This window comes from Flavobacterium sp. GNP002 (genome assembly GCF_054343795.1).
On the sequence record NZ_JBTGUW010000001.1, the window covers coordinates 1396881 to 1423111 of the forward strand.

The following is a 26231-nucleotide window of genomic DNA, read 5'->3' on the forward strand; positions in this document are numbered from 1 at the left end:
ATGCACAACACTACCCTTAGTGAAAACAAATTTTCAAGTTTTGGAAATAAATTGTTTTTTGGAATTACTTTGTTTTTGTTTTTAGTACTATCATTATTTAGTAAGGTTCAGGCGCAAAATTGTACCACGCTCTATATGATTGACGGGGAAAAAGGTATTGTTTACTCGGTCAATACTGCAAACGGTGCCTTGACTCAAGTGCAGGACTATGCTGATGGCCAAGGGAACTTAGCCGTGGGGCCAAATCCTACTAACCTTTTACAAACCGTTTATACGACCACCAGCATCAATGCTGGTGCTACTGTTTATAGAAACAATGTATCAACAGGCGAAACCGTGGCAACTGCACTATTGGGTATTAGTGCACACCCTACAAACGGAACCGTGTATGGAATAAGCAGTACAAAACGATTGATAAAAGTTACCAGCGGACCAAGTGATTTGGGTGCATTAACAGGCGATGCTACATTTACAGGGGGAGCTGTAGCACCGGATGGTTTTTTTGACAGTACAGGAAATTTATATGTAGTGGTTACTAATGGTGCCGCTGATTATATTTATAAAATAGATACGGGTACATTAGTCGCTACGCAATACGTACAATTATCCGGTACATTGCCAACTACTTTTAGAGGTATGGCATTAATAGGGACGGATGTGTATGTTCTAGATGCAGTTAATGGTACCCAAGCTTGTGGTTTTTTTAGCAGTCAAGCATATATTGATGTGGTGTTGTATAAGTTTAACCTTAATAATGGGGTAAGTACTCAAGTGGGTACTAACCGTTTGCGTACGGAACCATGTGGTACTCGTACTATGACCGGAAGTGCAGTGGCAACCCAGCTCAATATGCTGGATTTAGCATCTTGTGCAACCTTTACACCTACAACTGCGCCTACCTGTAATGAGTTGTTTGGTAGTTCGAATGATGCAAATCTACCTTTGTATACCTATCGAATTAATTTGACAAATATGTCAACTACATTAGTAGCAACTAATGGAGGTTTATCAGTAGGGGCAAATCGGCAGAGTAACTTGGCTTTTGGGCCAACAGTAGGTAACTTAAATCAAAACCAATTTGTAACTTCTCCAACTGCAAATCCGGGTGATATATATGTGGGTAGTGCAATTTCAGCAACTACTGTTTTGACTAACTCCGGTAGAACGTGGGGTTCTCCAATAGGTATAGGTACTGATCCTTCAACAGGTATTGTATATGGTATTAGTACAAGAGTTTTAACACGATGGAATGGTGGTGCAACAAATTCTATAACTGTTGGTACAATTACAGGAGATGCAGAATGGTCAAGTGCATCAATAGTTGTACTTAATGATGTTGCGGTAGATAATGCGGCAAACGTGTATGCAATTGTTAGTAATTCTGCAAACACAGATGTTTATTTGTACCGTATTAATACTAGTACGTTAGTGGCTTCAAAAGTAGTGAAGTTAAATGGTACGGTTCCGAATTTGGGTACTGCAAACGGTAACGGTTTAGCATATCTAGGGGATTATTTCTATTATAGCAGAATTAATAATGTAAGTAATACTGATATATGGAGGTTGAATGCAATGACAGGTTTATCAGAGTTTGTTGGGCAAGTAACTGGTACAGGTGCTGCAGGTGTTGCCACAAGTAGAGGGTTTGGTGACTTAGCTTCGTGCGCAACTGTAACCAATGTGCCTGGTTCTTTTACTTACGATTGTGGTAAAGCAAGTAGTAGTTTGCAAAACGGTGTTGCCTTAGTAGCAAACGGTTCTACGCAAACTGGATTACTTAGAGTTCCAATTACCAATGCTGTAAATGGTTTGGTAGATATTACCATAGCAGGGGCAGGTTTTACGGTAAGCCCATCACCATACCGTTTGTTTGTTGCTCAAGGTGCAACTTACATCGATTTACCTATTACTTTTAACGGTAGTGGACCAGCAGGAACACGACAAATTACTGTAACATCACCACAGAGTACTGGGTCTTGTGTGATTCCGCTTTTTGTGGATTTTGATACTGATGGCGACGGAATAGGAGATATTGTTGATGTGGATGATGATAATGATGGTGTTTACGATTGTGACGAAAGAGGATTGCCTTCTACCGTGGATGTAAGTAATTTGTTTGAGCTAAATGGTAATGCTACCAGAATAGGCCAAAAAGAAGTACAACTTACGCCAGCAGTTGGTAATCAAGCTGGGCAAATGTGGTCGTATTCAAAAGCTGATTTTTCAAAAAATTTCTTTTTCTCTTTTGAAGCGAATTTAGGTACTGTAGATGCAAACGGTGCTGATGGTGTTGCCATTGTTTTTCATAACGATCCATTAGGGGTTAATGCATTAGGTGCTAATGGTGTTGGTTTAGGTGCGCTTGGAATAGATAATGGTCTCGTTCTGGAGTTGGATACTTTTAACAATGGAACTGGTGTTGGGGATGTTGCTGGCGATCACGGTATGATTTGGGATACAGACAATCAAGCTACTACGGGATTGCTAACCACAGCGGTTGCTTTGCCTAATCTTGAAGATGGTTTGTGGAAAAAAGTGTTGGTAAATTGGGATGCAAGTACAAAAACATTATCTTACACGGTTGATGGCACGCTTGCTGGATCATTGACTAATGCAAATTTTACTACTGCTTATTTTGCGGGAGCTGATAAAGTATTTTTTGGTTATACATCTTCAACAGGTGGGTTTAATAATGATCAGCGGGTACGCTATACTGATTTTTGTACTGAGTTGCCTATTACGGTTGACACAGATAATGATGGAATCCCAAACCAGTTAGATCTAGATTCAGATGGTGATGGTTGTTCAGATTCTAATGAATATTACAACTCCGTAACTGCTGATGGTGGTTCAGGACAATATGGTACTGGAACTCCAGCAGCTTCTAATCCAAACGGATCTGTAATCGCAGCAGGCTATAATGGTACTTATGCTAATGCAATTGTTAAAACTATTCCTAGTACAATTTCGTCTCCGCCTGCAAATAGCGCTATACTTGTAGGTGCAAATACAACTTTTTCTGTAACGGCAACTGGTGGAACACCTACAACAACATACCAATGGCAAGTAAGCACCGACAGTGGTGCTAATTGGACAAACATTGTGAATGGTGCTCCATATTCTACCGCTACAACAAGTACACTAAACATAACTGCTGCAACACTAGCGATGAATGGCTATGATTATAGAGTAATAGTCAGTCAAACAAACTTGATTTGTACTGTTAATTCTGCATCAGCTAATTTAACTGTTGATGTAGATACCGATGGTGATGGGGTAGGGAATTTAGCGGATTTAGATGATGATAATGATGGAATTTTGGATACTTTAGAATGTACTACCTCTACAATTGTTCAAAGAGCTTCTTCTGCATCTTCTTCAACTACTGCTATTGTTGGTAATATGTCACAGCTTATTGATGGCGAAGGTCAAGGTGGTTCTGGAGCAGGTGTTTTTCCTTATTTTTATTGGTATCAAAGTCAAAATCCAGTTGTATTTGATATAACAATGCAGTCTGTTTCTACTATTAATAGTATTAAATTTTATGAGCCATGGGGTAATGATGAAGATGTTAAAGACATTGAAGTTAATTTATATAATGGTGCCGTTTTATCGGGAACTGAATTTATTACGTTACCATTAAATTATCCATCTGGATATACGGTAGATTTAACTTCAAATTATTCAAATATTACCAATATTAAGCTTAAAGTAATAAATGATCATAATACAAGTTCTGTAACTCCTAAAAGGACTTCACTAGTTGAAGTTGTTTTCTTATACAAATCTTGTACTGCAGATACCGACAAAGATGGTATCCAAAATTCATTAGACACCGATAGTGATAACGATGGTTGCCCAGATGCAACCGAGGCAGCTACAAATTTACCAACTACCGGCACTTTAGCAGGAGGAAGCAATGGAGGAAGCAATGGTAATCTGGGAACTACGGTTAATGCTAATGGTATTCCAACATCAGCTGCAACCAGTGCAACTACAGGTCAAGCCATTACTACTGGTGTTACCAGTGCAGTGCGAATAAACGCAGGAACAACACCACCAGCTACGCTAACTGCTAATACTGGAACTATGGTAACTTTAACTTCAAATGCAACCGCAGAATCTGCAACTACTTGGGCTGCAACAACACCTTTTGCTCCCAATTATGCCACTGCGGGCAATGCAACATCTGGTTTAACGTATTCTTGGACTAAAGATGGAACAACAATAGCAGGAGCTACAAGTGCTACACTTACTTTAACAGGAGTAACAGCGGCATCTGCAGGAACTTATGTAGTAACAGTGAGACATCCAGGGAATTATTGTGGAACAAGTAAATCTACAGTACTTACTATAACTGATCCTTGTACCACCGGCGCAAGTACAGATGGCAATCCTACAGGAACCGACCGCGATGGAGATGGAATAAATGACTCTTGCGATTTAGATGATGATAATGATGGAATTCGTGATATTGTAGAAGATTGCAAAGGTTATTTTGCTCAAAACTCTAATGGTGTTTGGAAAGGGAGCACTGCTTCAAATGTTACTTACACGTTTACAGGTGCAGCTACTCAAATTAGTGTTGCTACCCTTACAGATAATCAAACAAATTTTTACGTAAATAATTCAGGTGGAGAGCAACGCTATGCTAAAAGTGGAGATGTTAACTTCACAGTTAATTTTAGCACTCCGGTACCAGCCAATCAAATTGCTTTTAATATTGGAGATGTTGATGGTACAATCGGCAGTAGTGCTGCTTCCTATACTTTCAGTGTAAATGGAGGCGCTGCAAATAATAATTTTAGATTAGTAACTCTAGCTAGTGCTTTTCCTGATTTAAATTATAATCCTACATCAGGTGCAATTACTTCTGTTGGAGGTATTGATGATCAAAGGATAATGCTTGCAGGTGTAGGGACCAATTTAATCAGTTCAATAAATGTAACGGGATCTAATATTGGATCAGGAGATAGTATATCTTATTCTTTCTTCGCAAAAGTAGAATGTGATACGGATTTAGATACTATTCCTAATTACTTAGATCTTGATTCAGATAATGACGGTTGTTCAGATTCTAATGAGTACTATAACAATGCTACAAGTGCAGCTTCGGGACAGCAATTTGGTCAAACTGGGGGAGCAACTGCTCCAGTAAATGCTAATGGTACTGTTAATTTACCAGCAGCTACATATACAGGTAGTTATACTAATGTTATTACAGTTGGTACTGCAAGTAATATTACAACTCAACCAGCTGACCAATCTGTAAATGGTGGTGCAAATGCTACTTTTAATGTTGTAGCAACTGGTGGTTCTGGAACAACAAACTACCAATGGCAGATAAGTACTAATAATGGTACATCTTGGACTAATATAACTAACGGAGGAGTATACTCGGGAGCAACGACTAGCACCTTATCTATTACGGGAGCTACAGTATCTATGATAGGTTATGACTATAGAGTTGTGATAACACAATCTAATTTTATTTGTGCTAATGTTATTTCTAGTTCTGCTAATTTATGTGTTATTAATATACCAACAGTTTCAAGTACTACCCAACCAACTTGTGCAGTAACTACTGGAACTATTGTATTTGCAACGCAAACAGGAGTTGAATATAGTATTGATAACGGAACAACTTACCAAGCGAGTCCTGCTTTTGCAGGATTAGCATCAGGTACTTATACTTTACGAGTAAGAAGTACAACAGATACAACTTGTTCAACACAAGCAGCATCTACAGTAACAATCAATGCGGTACCAACTGCACCAGCTGCACCAACAGTTTCAAGTACTACACAACCAACTTGTGCAGTACCATCAGGAACTATTGTATTTGCAACGCAAACAGGAGTTGAATATAGTATTGATAACGGAACAACTTACCAAGCGAGTCCTACTTTTGCAGGATTAGCGGCAGGTACTTATACTTTACGAGTAAGAAGTACAACAGATACAACTTGTTCAACACAAGCAGCATCTACAGTAACAATCAATGCGGTACCAACTGCACCAGCTGCACCAACAGTTTCAAGTACTACACAACCAACTTGTGCAGTACCATCAGGAACTATTGTATTTGCAACGCAAACAGGAGTTGAATATAGTATTGATAACGGAACAACTTACCAAGCGAGTCCTACTTTTGCTGGATTAGCGGCAGGTACTTATACTTTACGAGTAAGAAGTACGACAGATACAACTTGTTCAACACAAGCAGCGTCTACAGTAACAATCAATGCGGTACCAACTGCACCAACTGCACCAACAGTTTCAAGTACTACACAACCAACTTGTGCAGTAACTACTGGAACTATTGTATTTGCAACGCAAACAGGAGTTGAATATAGTATTAATAACGGAACAACTTACCAAGCGAGTCCTACTTTTGCAGGATTAGCGACAGGTACTTATACTTTACGAGTAAGAAGTACGACAGATACAACTTGTTCAACACAAGCAGCATCTACAGTAACAATCAATGCGGTACCAACTGCACCAACAGCACCAACAGTTTCAAGTACTACACAACCAACTTGTGCAGTACCATCAGGAACTATTGTATTTACAACGCAAACAGGAGTTGAATATAGTATTGATAACGGAACAACTTACCAAGCGAGTCCTACTTTTGCAGGATTAGCGGCAGGTACTTATACTTTACGAGTAAGAAGTACGACAGATACAACTTGTTCAACACAAGCAGCATCTACAGTAACAATCAATGCGGTACCAACTGCACCAACTGCACCAACAGTTTCAAGTACTACACAACCAACTTGTGCAGTAACTACTGGAACTATTGTATTTGCAACGCAAACAGGAGTTGAATATAGTATTGATAATGGAACAACTTACCAAGCGAGTCCTACTTTTGCAGGATTAGCATCAGGTACTTATACTTTACGAGTAAGAAGTACAACAGATACAACTTGTTCAACACAAGCAGCATCTACAGTAACAATCAATGCGGTACCAACTGCACCAGCTGCACCAACAGTTTCAAGTACTACACAACCAACTTGTGCAGTACCATCAGGAACTATTGTATTTGCAACGCAAACAGGAGTTGAATATAGTATTGATAACGGAACAACTTACCAAGCGAGTCCTACTTTTGCAGGATTAGCGGCAGGTACTTATACTTTACGAGTAAGAAGTACAACAGATACAACTTGTTCAACACAAGCAGCATCTACAGTAACAATCAATGCGGTACCAACTGCACCAGCTGCACCAACAGTTTCAAGTACTACACAACCAACTTGTGCAGTACCATCAGGAACTATTGTATTTGCAACGCAAACAGGAGTTGAATATAGTATTGATAACGGAACAACTTACCAAGCGAGTCCTACTTTTGCTGGATTAGCGGCAGGTACTTATACTTTACGAGTAAGAAGTACGACAGATACAACTTGTTCAACACAAGCAGCGTCTACAGTAACAATCAATGCGGTACCAACTGCACCAACTACACCAACAGTTTCAAGTACTACACAACCAACTTGTGCAGTACCATCAGGAACTATTGTGTTTACAACGCAAACAGGAGTTGAATATAGTATTGATAATGGAACAACTTACCAAGCGAGTCCTACTTTTGCAGGATTAGCATCAGGTACTTATACTTTACGAGTAAGAAGTACAACAGATACAACTTGTTCAACACAAGCAGCATCTACAGTAACAATCAATGCGGTACCAACTGCACCAGCTGCACCAACAGTTTCAAGTACTACACAACCAACTTGTGCAGTACCATCAGGAACTATTGTATTTGCAACGCAAACAGGAGTTGAATATAGTATTGATAACGGAACAACTTACCAAGCGAGTCCTACTTTTGCAGGATTAGCGGCAGGTACTTATACTTTACGAGTAAGAAGTACGACAGATACAACTTGTTCAACACAAGCAGCGTCTACAGTAACAATCAATGCGGTACCAACTGCACCAACTGCACCAACAGTTTCAAGTACTACACAACCAACTTGTGCAGTAACTACTGGAACTATTGTATTTGCAACGCAAACAGGAGTTGAATATAGTATTGATAACGGAACAACTTACCAAGCGAGTCCTACTTTTGCAGGATTAGCGGCAGGTACTTATACTTTACGAGTAAGAAGTACGACAGATACAACTTGTTCAACACAAGCAGCATCTACAGTAACAATCAATGCGATACCAACTGCACCAGCTGCACCAACAGTTTCAAGTACTACACAACCAACTTGTGCGGTACCATCAGGAACTATTGTATTTACAACGCAAACAGGAGTTGAATATAGTATTGATAACGGAACAACTTACCAAGCGAGTCCTACTTTTGCAGGATTAGCGGCAGGTACTTATACTTTACGAGTAAGAAGTACAACAGATACAACTTGTTCAACACAAGCAGCATCTACAGTAACAATCAATGCGGTACCAACTGCACCAGCTGCACCAACAGTTTCAAGTACTACACAACCAACTTGTGCAGTACCATCAGGAACTATTGTATTTACAACGCAAACAGGAGTTGAATATAGTATTGATAACGGAACAACTTACCAAGCGAGTCCTACTTTTGCTGGATTAGCGGCAGGTACTTATACTTTACGAGTAAGAAGTACAACAGATACAACTTGTTCAACACAAGCAGCATCTACAGTAACAATCAATGCGGTACCAACTGCACCAGCTGCACCAACAGTTTCAAGTACTACACAACCAACTTGTGCAGTACCATCAGGAACTATTGTATTTACAACGCAAACAGGAGTTGAATATAGTATTGATAACGGAACAACTTACCAAGCGAGTCCTACTTTTGCAGGATTAGCGGCAGGTACTTATACTTTACGAGTAAGAAGTACAACAGATACAACTTGTTCAACACAAGCAGCATCTACAGTAACAATCAATGCGGTACCAACTGCACCAACTGCACCAACAGTTTCAAGTACTACACAACCAACTTGTGCAGTAACTACTGGAACTATTGTATTTGCAACGCAAACAGGAGTTGAATATAGTATTGATAACGGAACAACTTACCAAGCGAGTCCTACTTTTGCAGGATTAGCGGCAGGTACTTATACTTTACGAGTAAGAAGAACAACAGATACAACTTGTTCAACACAAGCAGTATCTACAGTAACAATCAATGCGGTACCAACAGCACCAACTGCACCAACAGTTTCAAGTACTACACAACCAACTTGTGCAGTACCATCAGGAACTATTGTATTTACAACGCAAACAGGAGTTGAATATAGTATTGATAACGGAACAACTTACCAAGCGAGTCCTACTTTTGCAGGATTAGCGGCAGGTACTTATACTTTACGAGTAAGAAGTACAACAGATACAACTTGTTCAACACAAGCAGCATCTACAGTAACAATCAATGCGATACCAACTGCACCAACTGCACCAACAGTTTCAAGTACTACACAACCAACTTGTACGGTAACTACTGGAACTATTGTATTTGCAACGCAAACAGGAGTTGAATATAGTATTGATAACGGAACAACTTACCAAGCGAGTCCTACTTTTGCAGGATTAGCGGCAGGTACTTATACTTTACGAGTAAGAAGTACAACAGATACAACTTGTTCAACACAAGCAGCATCTACAGTAACAATCAATGCGGTACCAACTGCACCAGCTGCACCAACAGTTTCAAGTACTACACAACCAACTTGTGCGGTACCATCAGGAACTATTGTATTTACAACGCAAACAGGAGTTGAATATAGTATTGATAATGGAACAACTTACCAAGCGAGTCCTACTTTTGCAGGATTAGCGGCAGGTACTTATACTTTACGAGTAAGAAGTACAACAGATACAACTTGTTCAACACAAGCAGCATCTACAGTAACAATCAATGCGATACCAACTGCACCAGCTGCACCAACAGTTTCAAGTACTACACAACCAACTTGTGCGGTACCATCAGGAACTATTGTATTTACAACGCAAACAGGAGTTGAATATAGTATTGATAACGGAACAACTTACCAAGCGAGTCCTACTTTTGCAGGATTAGCGGCAGGTACTTATACTTTACGAGTAAGAAGTACAACAGATACAACTTGTTCAACACAAGCATCGTCTACAGTAACAATCAATGCGGTACCAACTGCACCAGCTGCACCAACAGTTTCAAGTACTACACAACCAACTTGTGCAGTACCATCAGGAACTATTGTATTTACAACGCAAACAGGAGTTGAATATAGTATTGATAACGGAACAACTTACCAAGCGAGTCCTACTTTTGCAGGATTAGCGGCAGGTACTTATACTTTACGAGTAAGAAGTACGACAGATACAACTTGTTCAACACAAGCAGCGTCTACAGTAACAATCAATGCGATACCAACTGCACCAACTGCACCAACAGTTTCAAGTACTACACAACCAACTTGTGCGGTACCATCAGGAACTATTGTATTTGCAACGCAAACAGGAGTTGAATATAGTATTGATAACGGAACAACTTACCAAGCGAGTCCTACTTTTGCAGGATTAGCGGCAGGTACTTATACTTTACGAGTAAGAAGTACAACAGATACAACTTGTTCAACACAAGCAGCGTCTACAGTAACAATCAATGCGGTACCAACTGCACCAACTGCACCAACAGTTTCAAGTACTACACAACCAACTTGTGCAGTACCATCAGGAACTATTGTGTTTACAACGCAAACAGGAGTTGAATATAGTATTGATAACGGAACAACTTACCAAGCGAGTCCTACTTTTGCAGGATTAGCGGCAGGTACTTATACTTTACGAGTAAGAAGTACAACAGATACAACTTGTTCAACACAAGCATCGTCTACAGTAACAATCAATGCGGTACCAACTGCACCAGCTGCACCAACAGTTTCAAGTACTACACAACCAACTTGTGCGGTACCATCAGGAACTATTGTATTTGCAACGCAAACAGGAGTTGAATATAGTATTAATAACGGAACAACTTACCAAGCGAGTCCTACTTTTGCAGGATTAGCGACAGGTACTTATACTTTACGAGTAAGAAGTACGACAGATACAACTTGTTCAACACAAGCAGCATCTACAGTAACAATCAATGCGGTACCAACTGCACCAGCTGCACCAACAGTTTCAAGTACTACACAACCAACTTGTGCGGTACCATCAGGAACTATTGTGTTTACAACGCAAACAGGAGTTGAATATAGTATTGATAACGGAACAACTTACCAAGCGAGTCCTACTTTTGCTGGATTAGCGGCAGGTACTTATACTTTACGAGTAAGAAGTACAACAGATACAACTTGTTCAACACAAGCAGCGTCTACAGTAACAATCAATGCGGTACCAACTGCACCAACTGCACCAACAGTTTCAAGTACTACACAACCAACTTGTGCAGTAACTACTGGAACTATTGTATTTGCAACGCAAACAGGAGTTGAATATAGTATTGATAACGGAACAACTTACCAAGCGAGTCCTACTTTTGCAGGATTAGCGGCAGGTACTTATACTTTACGAGTAAGAAGTACAACAGATACAACTTGTTCAACACAAGCAGCATCTACAGTAACAATCAATGCGGTACCAACTGCACCAGCTGCACCAACAGTTTCAAGTACTACACAACCAACTTGTGCGGTACCATCAGGAACTATTGTATTTGCAACGCAAACAGGAGTTGAATATAGTATTGATAACGGAACAACTTACCAAGCGAGTCCTACTTTTGCAGGATTAGCGGCAGGTACTTATACTTTACGAGTAAGAAGAACAACAGATACAACTTGTTCAACACAAGCAGCATCTACAGTAACAATCAATGCGGTACCAACTGCACCAGCTGCACCAACAGTTTCAAGTACTACACAACCAACTTGTGCAGTACCATCAGGAACTATTGTATTTACAACGCAAACAGGAGTTGAATATAGTATTGATAACGGAACAACTTACCAAGCGAGTCCTACTTTTGCTGGATTAGCGGCAGGTACTTATACTTTACGAGTAAGAAGTACAACAGATACAACTTGTTCAACACAAGCAGCATCTACAGTAACAATCAATGCGATACCAACTGCACCAACTGCACCAACAGTTTCAAGTACTACACAACCAACTTGTACGGTAACTACTGGAACTATTGTATTTGCAACGCAAACAGGAGTTGAATATAGTATTGATAACGGAACAACTTACCAAGCGAGTCCTACTTTTGCAGGATTAGCATCAGGTACTTATACTTTACGAGTAAGAAGTACAACAGATACAACTTGTTCAACACAAGCATCGTCTACAGTAACAATCAATGCGGTACCAACTACACCAGCAACACCTACTATTACTCCGGGCAGTGCAACTACATTTTGTGATGGCGATACTGTTGTTTTAACTTCAACTGCTTCTTCTGGGAATCAATGGTATAAATATGGGGTTTTAATTCCTTCAGCTACAAACAACACTTATACTGCTACTACTTCGGGTAATTACACTGTAATTGTCACAAGTACAGATGGTTGCGAAAGTTTGTCGTCTTTAGCGGCTGCAGTTACTGTTAAACCGACACCTTCTGTTGTTACAGTAGCGTTAGTTTCTCAACCAAGCTGTGCAACTACCTCAGGTGTTTTTGAAATTACTAATTTCGATTCTTCTTATACTTATACGATAACTCCATCAACAGGAGTGTCTCGTTCTAATCAAGAGGTTACGGCTCCTCCGGGAAGTTATACAGTTATTGCTACTATTGGAGGTTGTAGTTCTGCATCTAGTCAAGCAATAGTACTTACAAGTTATATTTGTGCCAACCAAGAAACAACGACTGCAATTAATGGAAATTCAGGAGGTACTACTGCTGCGTTGACCAATAATGATATTTTAAATGGAAATCCAGTCGTAATTGGTAACCAGCCTGGACAAGTAACTTTGACACCGGGAGTTTTACCAACGGGCTTGACGTTTAATCCAAACGGAACAGTATCCGTTGCACCTAATACGCCAGCTGGAAATTACAATATTAGCTATACTATCTGCGAGGTTTCTAATCCATCAAACTGTAGTACTGTTACAAGTATTTTAGTTGTAAGTACTGCAGGAATAATTGCAGTTTCAGAAACTACAAACACAATCAACGGTATAGTAGGAGGTACTACAACCACAATTTTGACATCTAACGATACTTTGAATGGCTCTCCAGTTGTTATTGGTAACCAACAAGGTGAAGTAGTGCTTACGCCAATTTCTGTTCCTTCTGGATTAATATTGAATGCAGATGGTACTGTCACTGTTGCACCAAATACACATTCTGACTCGTATTCTCTTACGTACTCAATATGTGAAGTTACGAATCCTTCAAACTGCTCAACTACAACTTCTATCGTTGCGGTTAAAAATCCAATTATTGCAGTTAATGATACTACCGCTCCTTTCGCAACTACAGCTGTCCCAGTTGTAGTGTTGAATGTAACGACGAATGATAAAATTGGTGGTTCAGCAGTTACTCCAAGTAACACTACGGTTTCACCCGTAGTAAACGGTCCGCTGAGTATTAATGCCAGCGGCGATTTATCGGTTGCTGCATACACCCCTTCAGGAACTTATATTATTGTGTATGAAATTTGTGAGGACAATACCAACCCAATAAATTGCGGTTCAGCTACTGCGACTATAGTTATTGAAAATGAATTACATGTTGTTGCAGATGCCACTTCTGGTTTACCGGGACAAACTACTGGTTCGGTATTAGATAATGACTCTGTAAATGGTGTGCCTCCAGTAAGTTCGAACGATGGTGTGCCTCCTGTTGATCCTAATGAAGTTGATTTAACACTTGTTTCGAGCGATCCAGCATTAACCTTGAATCCAGATGGGACTATAACCATTGCTCCAGGAACGCCAACCGGTTTCTATTCTCTAGTATATAGAATATGTGAAATAGATGCAGTTCCGGCAAACTGTGGAAATGCTACTGTTACTGTTAATGTTGGTCAGTTTGCAATTGATGCAATTGTTGATGATTTCACAACAGCTCCAATCAATGCTTACGTAGGTGGAACAACTGCTTCCTCAGTTGTAGGAAATGATACATTAAACAGTGCTCCTTTCACTCTTGGTGTTGCTATTGATCAAGTTACATTAACGCTTATTGACGCTCCGGCAGGTTTGACATTAAATGCTGACGGAACTATTTCGGTTGCTGCACATACAGTACCAGGTGATTATATGATTAATTACAAGATTTGTGAAAATCTTAACTCAGATAATTGTGACTCGGCTAACGCATTTGTACGTGTTGTTGCCCCAGTTATTGACGCTGTTACCGAGACTACTTTAGGCATAAATGGAAATACAGGCGGAGTAACATTACCTCTTACTGCTAACGATTATCTTAACGGTAATTTCGTTGTGGTTGGGTTAAATCCAGGTAATGTTGTTGTAACTCCTTTAAGTGTACCAACAGGTTTGACATTAAATTCAAACGGAACGGTAACAGTTGCTCCAAATACGCCTTCTTCTAATTATGTTGTTCATTATAAAATATGTGAAGTTTCTAACCCTGCTAACTGTGATGATGTTTCAAGTACTGTTGTTGTTACATTATCCCCTATTAATGCAGCTCCAGAAACCACAGCGCCAATTAATGGAAATACCGGCGGAACAACTCCAGCGTTAACCTTAAATGATACTTTGAACACTAATCCAGTAGTAATTGGCAACCAGCCAGGACAAGTAACTTTGACCTCGGTAAGTATGCCAATAGGATTGACATTGAATCCAAACGGAACTGTTTCCGTTGCACCAAATACACCAGCAGGGAACTACACGGTAAGCTACAAAATATGTGAAGTAACCAATCCAGCAAACTGCAGTACCGTATCGAGTGTAGTAGAAGTAAGTGCTGCAACAATCGTTGCTGTAACTGAAACGACAGACCCTATTAATGGTACTACTGGTGGCAATACACCAGTGTTAACTTCTAATGACACACTTAATGGAATTCCGGTAGTTATTGGTAATCAACCAGGACAAGTAACTTTGATACCAGTAACTGAGCCAGCAGGAATTACAATAAATCCATTAACGGGAATAGTAACTGTAGCACCAAATACACCAGCAGGTAACTACACAGTAATCTATAAAATATGTGAAGTAACTAATCCAGGAAACTGTAGTACTGTATCGAGTGTAATAATAATAGTAGCTGCTGTACCAGTAACAGATGCTGGAACAGCAGCCTCTACAGGAGGAACAGCAATAGCAAACGTAGCCTTAAATGATAAAGTGAATGGCGTTCCGGCAACATTAGGAACAACAGGAAACGCTACAGTTGCAGAGTCAGGTGTATGGCCAACAGGCATTACATTAAATCCATTAACGGGAGCAGTAACTGTTGCGGTAGGAACAGTACCAGGAGTTTACAATGTAGTTTATACTTTATGTGATAAATTATCACCAACAACTTGTGCTACGGTTTCAGATGAAATCACAGTAACAGCGGTTTCAGGACCAGTAACAGATGCTGGAACAGCAGCCTCTACAGGAGGAACAGCAATAGCAAACGTAGCCTTAAATGATAAAGTGAATGGCGTTCCGGCAACATTAGGAACAACAGGAAACGCTACAGTTGAAGAGTCAGGTGTATGGCCAACAGGCATTACATTAAATCCATTAACGGGAGCAGTAACTGTTGCGGCAGGAACAGTACCAGGAGTTTATAATGTAACTTATGAGTTGTGTGATAAATTAACACCAACAACCTGTGCTACGGTTTCGAATGAAATCACAGTAACAGCGGTTTCAGGACCAGTAACAGAAAACGGAACAGCACCAGCAACCGGAGGAACAGCAATAGCAAACGTAACAGCAAATGATAAAGTGAATGGCGTTCCGGCAACATTAGGAACAACAGGAAACGCTACAGTTGCGGAATCAGGAACATGGCCAGCAGGCATTACATTAGACCCATCAACTGGAGCAGTAACTGTTGCGGCAGGAACAGTACCGGGGACTTATAATGTAGTGTATACTTTATGTGATAAATTAGCTTCACCAACTTGTGCTACGGTTTCAGATGAAATCACAGTAACAGCGGTTTCAGGACCAGTAACAGATGCTGGAACAGCAGCCTCTACAGGAGGAACAGCAATAGCAAACGTAGCCTTAAATGATAAAGTGAATGGCGTTCCGGCAACATTAGGAACAACAGGAAACGCTACAGTTGCAGAGTCAGGTGTATGGCCAACAGGCATTACATTAAATCCATTAACGGGAGCAGTAACTGTTGCGGCAGGAACAGTACCAGGAGTTTACAATGTAGTTTATACTTTATGTGATAAATTATCACCAACAACTTGTGCTACGGTTTCAGATGAAATCACAGTAACAGCGGTTTCAGGACCAGTAACAGATGCTGGAACAGCAGCCTCTACAGGAGGAACAGCAATAGCAAACGTAGCCTTAAATGATAAAGTGAATGGCGTTCCGGCAACATTAGGAACAACAGGAAACGCTACAGTTGCAGAGTCAGGTGTATGGCCAACAGGCATTACATTAAATCCATTAACGGGAGCAGTAATTGTTGCGGTAGGAACAGTACCAGGAGTTTACAATGTAGTTTATACTTTATGTGATAAATTATCACCAACAACCTGTGCTACGGTTTCGAATGAAATCACAGTAACAGCGGTTTCAGGACCAGTAACAGATGCTGGAACTGCACCAGCAACCGGAGGAACAGCAATAGCAAACGTAGCCTTAAATGATAAAGTGAATGGCGTTCCGGCAACATTAGGAACAACAGGAAACGCTACAGTTGCGGAATCAGGAACATGGCCAGCAGGAATTACATTAGACCCATCAACTGGAGCAGTAACTGTTGCGGCAGGAACAGTACCGGGGACTTATAATGTAGTGTATACTTTATGTGATAAATTAGCTTCACCAACTTGTGCTACGGTTTCAGATGAAATCACAGTAACAGCGGTTTCAGGACCAGTAACAGATGCTGGAACAGCAGCCTCTACAGGAGGAACAGCAATAGCAAACGTAGCCTTAAATGATAAAGTGAATGGCGTTCCGGCAACATTAGGAACAACAGGAAACGCTACAGTTGCAGAGTCAGGTGTATGGCCAACAGGCATTACATTAAATCCATTAACGGGAGCAGTAACTGTTGCGGCAGGAACAGTACCAGGAGTTTACAATGTAGTTTATACTTTATGTGATAAATTAACACCAACAACCTGTGCTACCGTTTCGAATGAAATCACAGTAACAGCGGTATCAGGACCAGTAACAGATGCTGGAACAGCAGCCTCTACAGGAGGAACAGCAATAGCAAACGTAGCCTTAAATGATAAAGTGAATGGCGTTCCGGCAACATTAGGAACAACAGGAAACGCTACAGTTGCAGAGTCAGGTGTATGGCCAACAGGCATTACATTAAATCCATTAACGGGAGCAGTAACTGTTGCGGTAGGAACAGTACCAGGAGTTTACAATGTAGTTTATACTTTATGTGATAAATTATCACCAACAACTTGTGCTACGGTTTCAGATGAAATCACAGTAACAGCGGTATCAGGACCAGTAACAGATGCTGGAACAGCAGCCTCTACAGGAGGAACAGCAATAGCAAACGTAGCCTTAAATGATAAAGTGAATGGCGTTCCGGCAACATTAGGAACAACAGGAAACGCTACAGTTGCAGAGTCAGGTGTATGGCCAACAGGCATTACATTAAATCCATTAACGGGAGCAGTAACTGTTGCGGCAGGAACAGTACCAGGAGTTTACAATGTAGTTTATACTTTATGTGATAAATTAACACCAACAACCTGTGCTACCGTTTCGAATGAAATCACAGTAACAGCGGTATCAGGACCAGTAACAGATGCTGGAACAGCAGCCTCTACAGGAGGAACAGCAATAGCAAACGTAGCCTTAAATGATAAAGTGAATGGCGTTCCGGCAACATTAGGAACAACAGGAAACGCTACAGTTGCAGAGTCAGGTGTATGGCCAACAGGCATTACATTAAATCCATTAACGGGAGCAGTAACTGTTGCGGTAGGAACAGTACCAGGAGTTTACAATGTAGTTTATACTTTATGTGATAAATTATCACCAACAACTTGTGCTACGGTTTCAGATGAAATCACAGTAACAGCGGTTTCAGGACCAGTAACAGATGCTGGAACAGCAGCCTCTACAGGAGGAACAGCAATAGCAAACGTAGCCTTAAATGATAAAGTGAATGGCGTTCCGGCAACATTAGGAACAACAGGAAACGCTACAGTTGCAGAGTCAGGTGTATGGCCAACAGGCATTACATTAAATCCATTAACGGGAGCAGTAATTGTTGCGGTAGGAACAGTACCAGGAGTTTACAATGTAGTTTATACTTTATGTGATAAATTATCACCAACAACCTGTGCTACGGTTTCAGATGAAATCACAGTAACAGCGGTTTCAGGACCAGTAACAGATGCTGGAACAGCACCATCAACAGGAGGGACAGCAATACCAAACGTAGCCTTAAATGATAAAGTGAATGGCGTTCCGGCAACATTAGGAACAACAGGAAACGCTACAGTTGCAGAGTCAGGTGTATGGCCAACAGGCATTACATTAAATCCATTAACGGGAGCAGTAACTGTTGCGGCAGGAACAGTACCAGGAGTTTACAATGTAGTTTATACTTTATGCGATAAATTATCACCAACAACTTGTGCTACGGTTTCGAATGAAATCACAGTAACAGCGGTTTCAGGACCAGTAACAGAAAACGGAACAGCACCAGCAACCGGAGGAACAGCAATAGCAAACGTAACAGCAAATGATAAAGTGAATGGCGTTCCGGCAACATTAGGAACAACAGGAAACGCTACAGTTGCGGAATCAGGAACATGGCCAGCAGGCATTACATTAGACCCATCAACTGGAGCAGTAACTGTTGCGGCAGGAACAGTACCGGGGACTTATAATGTAGTGTATACTTTATGTGATAAATTAGCTTCACCAACTTGTGCTACGGTTTCAGATGAAATCACAGTAACAGCGGTTTCAGGACCAGTAACAGATGCTGGAACTGCACCAGCAACCGGAGGAACAGCAATAGCAAACGTAGCCTTAAATGATAAAGTGAATGGCGTTCCGGCAACATTAGGAACAACAGGAAACGCTACAGTTGCGGAATCAGGAACATGGCCAGCAGGAATTACATTAGACCCATCAACTGGAGCAGTAACTGTTGCGGCAGGAACAGTACCGGGGACTTATAATGTAGTGTATACTTTATGTGATAAATTAGCTTCACCAACTTGTGCTACGGTTTCAGATGAAATCACAGTAACAGCGGTTTCAGGACCAGTAACAGATGCTGGAACAGCAGCCTCTACAGGAGGAACAGCAATAGCAAACGTAGCCTTAAATGATAAAGTGAATGGCGTTCCGGCAACATTAGGAACAACAGGAAACGCTACAGTTGCAGAGTCAGGTGTATGGCCAACAGGCATTACATTAAATCCATTAACGGGAGCAGTAACTGTTGCGGCAGGAACAGTACCAGGAGTTTACAATGTAGTTTATACTTTATGTGATAAATTAACACCAACAACCTGTGCTACCGTTTCGAATGAAATCACAGTAACAGCGGTATCAGGACCAGTAACAGATGCTGGAACAGCAGCCTCTACAGGAGGAACAGCAATAGCAAACGTAGCCTTAAATGATAAAGTGAATGGCGTTCCGGCAACATTAGGAACAACAGGAAACGCTACAGTTGCAGAGTCAGGTGTATGGCCAACAGGCATTACATTAAATCCATTAACGGGAGCAGTAACTGTTGCGGTAGGAACAGTACCAGGAGTTTACAATGTAGTTTATACTTTATGTGATAAATTATCACCAACAACTTGTGCTACGGTTTCAGATGAAATCACAGTAACAGCGGTATCAGGACCAGTAACAGATGCTGGAACAGCAGCCTCTACAGGAGGAACAGCAATAGCAAACGTAGCCTTAAATGATAAAGTGAATGGCGTTCCGGCAACATTAGGAACAACAGGAAACGCTACAGTTGCAGAGTCAGGTGTATGGCCAACAGGCATTACATTAAATCCATTAACGGGAGCAGTAACTGTTGCGGCAGGAACAGTACCAGGAGTTTACAATGTAGTTTATACTTTATGTGATAAATTAACACCAACAACCTGTGCTACCGTTTCGAATGAAATCACAGTAACAGCGGTATCAGGACCAGTAACAGATGCTGGAACAGCAGCCTCTACAGGAGGAACAGCAATAGCAAACGTAGCCTTAAATGATAAAGTGAATGGCGTTCCGGCAACATTAGGAACAACAGGAAACGCTACAGTTGCAGAGTCAGGTGTATGGCCAACAGGCATTACATTAAATCCATTAACGGGAGCAGTAACTGTTGCGGTAGGAACAGTACCAGGAGTTTACAATGTAGTTTATACTTTATGTGATAAATTATCACCAACAACTTGTGCTACGGTTTCAGATGAAATCACAGTAACAGCGGTTTCAGGACCAGTAACAGATGCTGGAACAGCAGCCTCTACAGGAGGAACAGCAATAGCAAACGTAGCCTTAAATGATAAAGTGAATGGCGTTCCGGCAACATTAGGAACAACAGGAAACGCTACAGTTGCAGAGTCAGGTGTATGGCCAACAGGCATTACATTAAATCCATTAACGGGAGCAGTAATTGTTGCGGTAGGAACAGTACCAGGAGTTTACAATGTAGTTTATACTTTATGTGATAAATTATCACCAACAACCTGTGCTACCGTTTCAGATGAAATCACAGTAACAGCGGTTTCAGGACCAGTAACAGATGCTGGAACAGCACCATCAACAGGAGGGACAGCAATACCAAACGTAGCCTTAAATGATAAAGTGAATGGCGTTCCGGCAACATTAGGAACAACAGGAAACGCTACAGTTGCAGAGTCAGGTGTATGGCCAACAGGCATTACATTAAATCCATTAACGGGAGCAGTAACTGTTGCGGCAGGAACAGTACCAGGAGTTTACAATGTAGTTTATACTTTATGCGATAAATTATCACCAACAACTTGTGCTACGGTTTCAGATGAAATCACAGTAACAGCGGTTTCAGGACCAGTAACAGATGCTGGAACAGCACCAGCAACCGGAGGAACAGCAATAGCAAACGTAGCCTTAAATGATAAAGTGAATGGCGTTCCGGCAACATTAGGAACAACAGGAAACGCTACAGTTGCAGAGTCAGGTGTATGGCCAACAGGCATTACATTAAATCCATTAACGGGAGCAGTAACTGTTGCGGTAGGAACAGTACCAGGAGTTTACAATGTAGTTTATACTTTATGTGATAAATTATCACCAACAACTTGTGCTACGGTTTCAGATGAAATCACAGTAACAGCGGTATCAGGACCAGTAACAGATGCTGGAACAGCAGCCTCTACAGGAGGAACAGCAATAGCAAACGTAGCCTTAAATGATAAAGTGAATGGCGTTCCGGCAACATTAGGAACAACAGGAAACGCTACAGTTGCAGAGTCAGGTGTATGGCCAACAGGCATTACATTAAATCCATTAACGGGAGCAGTAACTGTTGCGGTAGGAACAGTACCAGGAGTTTACAATGTAGTTTATACTTTATGTGATAAATTATCACCAACAACTTGTGCTACGGTTTCAGATGAAATCACAGTAACAGCGGTATCAGGACCAGTAACAGATGCTGGAACAGCAGCCTCTACAGGAGGAACAGCAATAGCAAACGTAGCCTTAAATGATAAAGTGAATGGCGTTCCGGCAACATTAGGAACAACAGGAAACGCTACAGTTGCAGAGTCAGGTGTATGGCCAACAGGCATTACATTAAATCCATTAACGGGAGCAGTAACTGTTGCGGCAGGAACAGTACCAGGAGTTTATAATGTAACTTATGAGTTGTGTGATAAATTAACACCAACAACCTGTGCTACGGTTTCGAATGAAATCACAGTAACAGCGGTTTCAGGACCAGTAACAGAAAACGGAACAGCACCAGCAACCGGAGGAACAGCAATAGCAAACGTAACAGCAAATGATAAAGTGAATGGCGTTCCGGCAACATTAGGAACAACAGGAAACGCTACAGTTGCGGAATCAGGAACATGGCCAGCAGGCATTACATTAGACCCATCAACTGGAGCAGTAACTGTTGCGGCAGGAACAGTACCGGGGACTTATAATGTAGTGTATACTTTATGTGATAAATTAGCTTCACCAACTTGTGCTACGGTTTCAGATGAAATCACAGTAACAGCGGTTTCAGGACCAGTAACAGATGCTGGAACAGCAGCCTCTACAGGAGGAACAGCAATAGCAAACGTAGCCTTAAATGATAAAGTGAATGGCGTTCCGGCAACATTAGGAACAACAGGAAACGCTACAGTTGCAGAGTCAGGTGTATGGCCAACAGGCATTACATTAAATCCATTAACGGGAGCAGTAACTGTTGCGGTAGGAACAGTACCAGGAGTTTACAATGTAGTTTATACTTTATGTGATAAATTATCACCAACAACTTGTGCTACGGTTTCAGATGAAATCACAGTAACAGCGGTATCAGGACCAGTAACAGATGCTGGAACAGCAGCCTCTACAGGAGGAACAGCAATAGCAAACGTAGCCTTAAATGATAAAGTGAATGGCGTTCCGGCAACATTAGGAACAACAGGAAACGCTACAGTTGCAGAGTCAGGTGTATGGCCAACAGGCATTACATTAAATCCATTAACGGGAGCAGTAACTGTTGCGGCAGGAACAGTACCAGGAGTTTACAATGTAGTTTATACTTTATGTGATAAATTAACACCAACAACCTGTGCTACCGTTTCGAATGAAATCACAGTAACAGCGGTATCAGGACCAGTAACAGATGCTGGAACAGCAGCCTCTACAGGAGGAACAGCAATAGCAAACGTAGCCTTAAATGATAAAGTGAATGGCGTTCCGGCAACATTAGGAACAACAGGAAACGCTACAGTTGCAGAGTCAGGTGTATGGCCAACAGGCATTACATTAAATCCATTAACGGGAGCAGTAACTGTTGCGGTAGGAACAGTACCAGGAGTTTACAATGTAGTTTATACTTTATGTGATAAATTATCACCAACAACTTGTGCTACGGTTTCAGATGAAATCACAGTAACAGCGGTTTCAGGACCAGTAACAGATGCTGGAACAGCAGCCTCTACAGGAGGAACAGCAATAGCAAACGTAGCCTTAAATGATAAAGTGAATGGCGTTCCGGCAACATTAGGAACAACAGGAAACGCTACAGTTGCAGAGTCAGGTGTATGGCCAACAGGCATTACATTAAATCCATTAACGGGAGCAGTAATTGTTGCGGTAGGAACAGTACCAGGAGTTTACAATGTAGTTTATACTTTATGTGATAAATTATCACCAACAACCTGTGCTACGGTTTCAGATGAAATCACAGTAACAGCGGTTTCAGGACCAGTAACAGATGCTGGAACAGCACCATCAACAGGAGGAGAAGCAATAGCAAACGTAGCCTTAAATGATAAAGTGAATGGCGTTCCGGCAACATTAGGAACAACAGGAAACGCTACAGTTGCAGAGTCAGGTGTATGGCCAACAGGCATTACATTAAATCCATTAACGGGAGCAGTAACTGTTGCGGTAGGAACAGTACCAGGAGTTTACAATGTAGTTTATACTTTATGTGATAAATTATCACCAACAACTTGTGCTACGGTTTCAGATGAAATCACAGTAACAGCGGTTTCAGGACCAGTAACAGATGCTGGAACAGCAGCCTCTACAGGAGGAACAGCAATAGCAAACGTAGCCTTAAATGATAAAGTGAATGGCGTTCCGGCAACATTAGGAACAACAGGAAACGCTACAGTTGCAGAGTCAGGTGTATGGCCAACAGGCATTACATTAAATCCATTAACGGGAGCAGTAACTGTTGCGGTAGGAACAGTACCAGGAGTTTACAATGTAGTTTATACTTTATGCGATAAATTATCACCAACAACTTGTGCTACGGTTTCAGATGAAATCACAGTAACAGCGGTATCAGGACCAGTAACAGATGCTGGAACAGCAGCCTCTACAGGAGGAACAGCAATAGCAAACGTAGCCTTAAATGATAAAGTGAATGGCGTTCCGGCAACATTAGGAACAACAGGAAACGCTACAGTTGCAGAGTCAGGTGTATGGCCAACAGGCATTACATTAAATCCATTAACGGGAGCAGTAACTGTTGCGGTAGGAACAGTACCAGGAGTTTACAATGTAGTTTATACTTTATGCGATAAATTATCACCAACAACTTGTGCTACGGTTTCAGATGAAATCACAGTAACAGCGGTTTCAGGACCAGTAACAGATGCTGGAACAGCACCAGCAACCGGAGGAACAGCAATAGCAAACGTAGCCTTAAATGATAAAGTGAATGGCGTTCCGGCAACATTAGGAACAACAGGAAACGCTACAGTTGCAGAGTCAGGTGTATGGCCAACAGGCATTACATTAAATCCATTAACGGGAGCAGTAATTGTTGCGGTAGGAACAGTACCAGGAGTTTACAATGTAGTTTATACTTTATGCGATAAATTATCACCAACAACTTGTGCTACCGTTTCGAATGAAATCACAGTAACAGCGGTTTCAGGACCAGTAACAGATGCTGGAACAGCAGCCTCTACAGGAGGAACAGCAATAGCAAACGTAGCCTTAAATGATAAAGTGAATGGCGTTCCGGCAACATTAGGAACAACAGGAAACGCTACAGTTGCAGAGTCAGGTGTATGGCCAACAGGCATTACATTAAATCCATTAACGGGAGCAGTAATTGTTGCGGTAGGAACAGTACCAGGAGTTTACAATGTAGTTTATACTTTATGTGATAAATTATCACCAACAACCTGTGCTACGGTTTCAGATGAAATCACAGTAACAGCGGTTTCAGGACCAGTAACAGATGCTGGAACAGCACCATCAACAGGAGGGACAGCAATACCAAACGTAGCCTTAAATGATAAAGTGAATGGCGTTCCGGCAACATTAGGAACAACAGGAAACGCTACAGTTGCAGAGTCAGGTGTATGGCCAACAGGCATTACATTAAATCCATTAACGGGAGCAGTAACTGTTGCGGCAGGAACAGTACCAGGAGTTTACAATGTAGTTTATACTTTATGCGATAAATTATCACCAACAACTTGTGCTACGGTTTCAGATGAAATCACAGTAACAGCGGTTTCAGGACCAGTAACAGATGCTGGAACAGCACCAGCAACCGGAGGAACAGCAATAGCAAACGTAGCCTTAAATGATAAAGTGAATGGCGTTCCGGCAACATTAGGAACAACAGGAAACGCTACAGTTGCAGAGTCAGGTGTATGGCCAACAGGCATTACATTAAATCCATTAACGGGAGCAGTAACTGTTGCGGTAGGAACAGTACCAGGAGTTTACAATGTAGTTTATACTTTATGTGATAAATTATCACCAACAACTTGTGCTACGGTTTCAGATGAAATCACAGTAACAGCGGTATCAGGACCAGTAACAGATGCTGGAACAGCAGCCTCTACAGGAGGAACAGCAATAGCAAACGTAGCCTTAAATGATAAAGTGAATGGCGTTCCGGCAACATTAGGAACAACAGGAAACGCTACAGTTGCAGAGTCAGGTGTATGGCCAACAGGCATTACATTAAATCCATTAACGGGAGCAGTAACTGTTGCGGTAGGAACAGTACCAGGAGTTTACAATGTAGTTTATACTTTATGTGATAAATTATCACCAACAACTTGTGCTACGGTTTCAGATGAAATCACAGTAACAGCGGTATCAGGACCAGTAACAGATGCTGGAACAGCAGCCTCTACAGGAGGAACAGCAATAGCAAACGTAGCCTTAAATGATAAAGTGAATGGCGTTCCGGCAACATTAGGAACAACAGGAAACGCTACAGTTGCAGAGTCAGGTGTATGGCCAACAGGCATTACATTAAATCCATTAACGGGAGCAGTAACTGTTGCGGCAGGAACAGTACCAGGAGTTTATAATGTAACTTATGAGTTGTGTGATAAATTAACACCAACAACCTGTGCTACGGTTTCGAATGAAATCACAGTAACAGCGGTTTCAGGACCAGTAACAGAAAACGGAACAGCACC

General features: G+C 41.3%; 1 protein-coding gene (only partly in view). It reads left to right on the plus strand.

The genetic code is table 11. The features are described from left to right. Nucleotides 1–26231, plus strand: partial view of a lectin-like domain-containing protein gene (locus tag ACXX80_RS06265; RefSeq protein ID WP_458552454.1) — the 5' portion only. Its footprint extends 5398 nt past the window's final position; 26231 of the gene's 31629 nt are visible here — the first part of the coding sequence; the start codon lies at nt 1–3; its stop codon lies off the right edge, out of view.